Raw genomic sequence first — 2,201 nt, 5'->3', positions numbered from 1 at the left:
CCGTCTGCAGCAGGCCCGAGCCGCGGCCGGAACCCCGTTGGCCTGTGCGGCCTCGGGCGGGCAGGCGCATCACGCCATCGGGCTTTGGCCGGTTGCCTTGCGGCAAGATCTGCGGCGGGCCCTGGAGGCGGGGGAGCGCAAGATCAGCCGCTGGACGCAAGGCCACGGCGCCGCCGTAGCGGAATGGGCCGTCGACCCCGTCGATCCCTTCTTCAACGTCAATACGCCCGAAGACCTGCGCGAGGCAGCGCGTCTCGCCGCGCTGTCGGCCTGACCCCGGCGGCCTTCATCGCCCCTCGAGCAGCGCCTTCAGGGCCTTGAGGTCGCGGACGACCATCGCCGCATCACGCGCCAGTTCGTCGTCGGACATGCCTTCCCGCTGGAACAGCGTGAACACCACCTCGGAACCGTCGCCATTGGGGACGACCCGCATCGGGTTGTGCATGGCGGGGCCATGCTCGGGGATCACGGCATGATCGAGCACGCCGTGGCGGTTTGGCTCGCTGAACAGGACGCGCATCGCTCCCATCGGGGTCTCGGCTAGCCAGGTCATGCCCTCGGCATGAACGAAGCTGTGGCCGAGTCCCTCCGCCCATCGCGGAAAGTTCACGGGCTCGGCCAGGAAGGCGTAGACCTCCTCGACGGGGCGTTCGATGCCGATGCCGAGATGGCGCGCGGGCTGGACGGTCATTGTCGTGCCTTTCTGAACTGGAACAGAAAGAGAACAAAAAAGACGCCGCGTCAAGCGGCCGCGATCCGGCTGTTCTGACTGGGCGCGGCTATTCGATGACGATGCGCGGCGCCGCCCGCGTAGCGCCGGCGAGGCTGGCCTGAACCTGCCGCGCGAGTGCGACATAGGCCTTGGCGTGCGGGCTGTGCGGGTCGCTGGCGACGATCGGCCGCCCGCCATCCGAGGTCTCGCGGATCGGCATCGCCAGGGGGATTTCGCCGAGGAATGGGATGTGGAGCCGCTCTGCCTCATGGCGGGCGCCGCCATGAGCGAAGATGTCGGACTGATGCCCGCATTCCGGGCAGATGAAGTAGCTCATGTTCTCGACGAGGCCGAGGATCGGCACCGCGACCTTGCGGAACATCGCGACGCCGCGGCGCGCGTCGAGCAATGCGAGATCCTGCGGTGTCGAGACGATCACGGCGCCGGCGAGCGGCACCTGCTGCGCGAGAGTAAGCTGCGCGTCGCCGGTTCCGGGCGGCATGTCGACGACGAGCACGTCGAGCTCGCCCCAGGCGACCTCCCGCAGCATCTGGGTGATGGCCGAGATCACCATCGGCCCGCGCCAGATCATCGGCGTCTCCTCGTCGACGAGGAAGCCGATCGACATCACCTTTAGCCCATAGGCCTCCATCGGCGCGAGCGTCCGGCCCGAGACGATGTGCGGTTTGCCGGCAATGCCGAAGATCTTCGGCATGGACGGCCCGTAGATGTCGGAATCGAGCACGCCGACCTTGAGGCCGAGGGTGGAGAGCGCCACCGCGAGATTGGCGGCGGTCGTGGATTTGCCCACGCCGCCCTTGCCGCTGGCAACGGCGATGATCTGCTTCACGCCGGGCACGCCGCTGGGCTTCGGCGCTCCGCCGGGGCCCGGGCGTTGCGCCTGCTGACGTGCCTGCATCGCTGCCGAGGGGCCGGCCTTGTCGGCCGTCAGCCCGACGAGGACCTGCGTCACGCCCGGCAGGCCGCCGACGGCGCTTTCCGCCGCCTTGCGTACAGGTTCCATCGCGGTGGCCTCGGTGGCGTCGATGCCGATCGCGAAGATCACCTTGCCGCCGTCGACGAGGATGTCGCCGATGCGGCCGGAGGCGGCGAGGGACTGTCCGCTCGCCGGCAGCTTCACCAGTTGGAGTGCCCGCAGGACATCGGCTTGGGACACGGTCACGTCGTTGAACTCCGTTCGCTGGTGCAGCGCTCAGGCTGCCTTGCGGATATGGAAGACGAGGGCGCCGTCCGCATCCCCCTGGCGCTCGATAATGTCGCCGGTCTCATGCGTGAGATGGGGCAGGTCGATCGCCGCCATCGGGTCGGTGCATTGCACGACAAAAAGGGTGCCGGCTCGCGCGGTACTCAGCGCCTTGCGCACGCGCAGCACCGGGAGGGGGCATTTCAGGCCGCGCAGATCGAGCGGAATGGCGTCCATGGTCTCCGCTGCCGGGCCGTTGTCGTCGCTGCTTAATAGGACGGCTGC

General features: G+C 68.6%; 4 protein-coding genes. 1 reads left to right on the top strand and 3 read right to left on the bottom strand.

Translation table 11 applies throughout. The features are described 5' to 3' along the window. Positions 1-274, top strand: a 274-nt coding sequence (locus ACIPIA_RS14680) for a glycosyltransferase family protein (RefSeq protein WP_465246962.1), incomplete at its 5' end; no start/stop codon positions are given. Between the two features lie 12 nt (positions 275-286). Here the strand turns inward: ACIPIA_RS14680 and ACIPIA_RS14675 are convergent. From ACIPIA_RS14675 to ACIPIA_RS14665, 3 genes are all read right to left on the bottom strand, one after another. Next, positions 287-691 carry an SRPBCC family protein gene (locus ACIPIA_RS14675; protein ID WP_400510611.1) on the bottom strand — a complete coding sequence of 135 codons (405 nt, stop codon included), beginning with the start codon at positions 689-691 and terminating at the stop codon, positions 287-289. 88 nt (positions 692-779) lie between these two features. Further along, positions 780-1,895 (bottom strand): Mrp/NBP35 family ATP-binding protein, encoded by a 1,116-nt coding sequence (locus ACIPIA_RS14670; protein WP_400510610.1) that lies wholly within the window; start codon positions 1,893-1,895, stop codon positions 780-782. A 30-nt stretch (positions 1,896-1,925) separates the two neighbouring features. Beyond that, positions 1,926-2,201, bottom strand: a 276-nt coding sequence (locus tag ACIPIA_RS14665; RefSeq protein ID WP_400510608.1) for a sulfurtransferase TusA family protein, incomplete at its 5' end; no start/stop codon positions are given.

It is taken from the genome of Allobosea sp. CER48, from assembly GCF_044752385.1.
Classification (GTDB): domain Bacteria; phylum Pseudomonadota; class Alphaproteobacteria; order Rhizobiales; family Beijerinckiaceae; genus Allobosea.
The sequence above is the reverse complement of the archived record's forward strand: the minus strand, read 5'-3'. Positions and strand labels throughout refer to the sequence as shown.

What these genes read in the sequence shown, in the direction of transcription:
- ACIPIA_RS14675 (WP_400510611.1), bottom strand. Translation starts at nt 691, where the DNA reads ATGACCGTCCAGCCCGCGCGCCATCTCGGCATCGGCATCGAACGCCCC.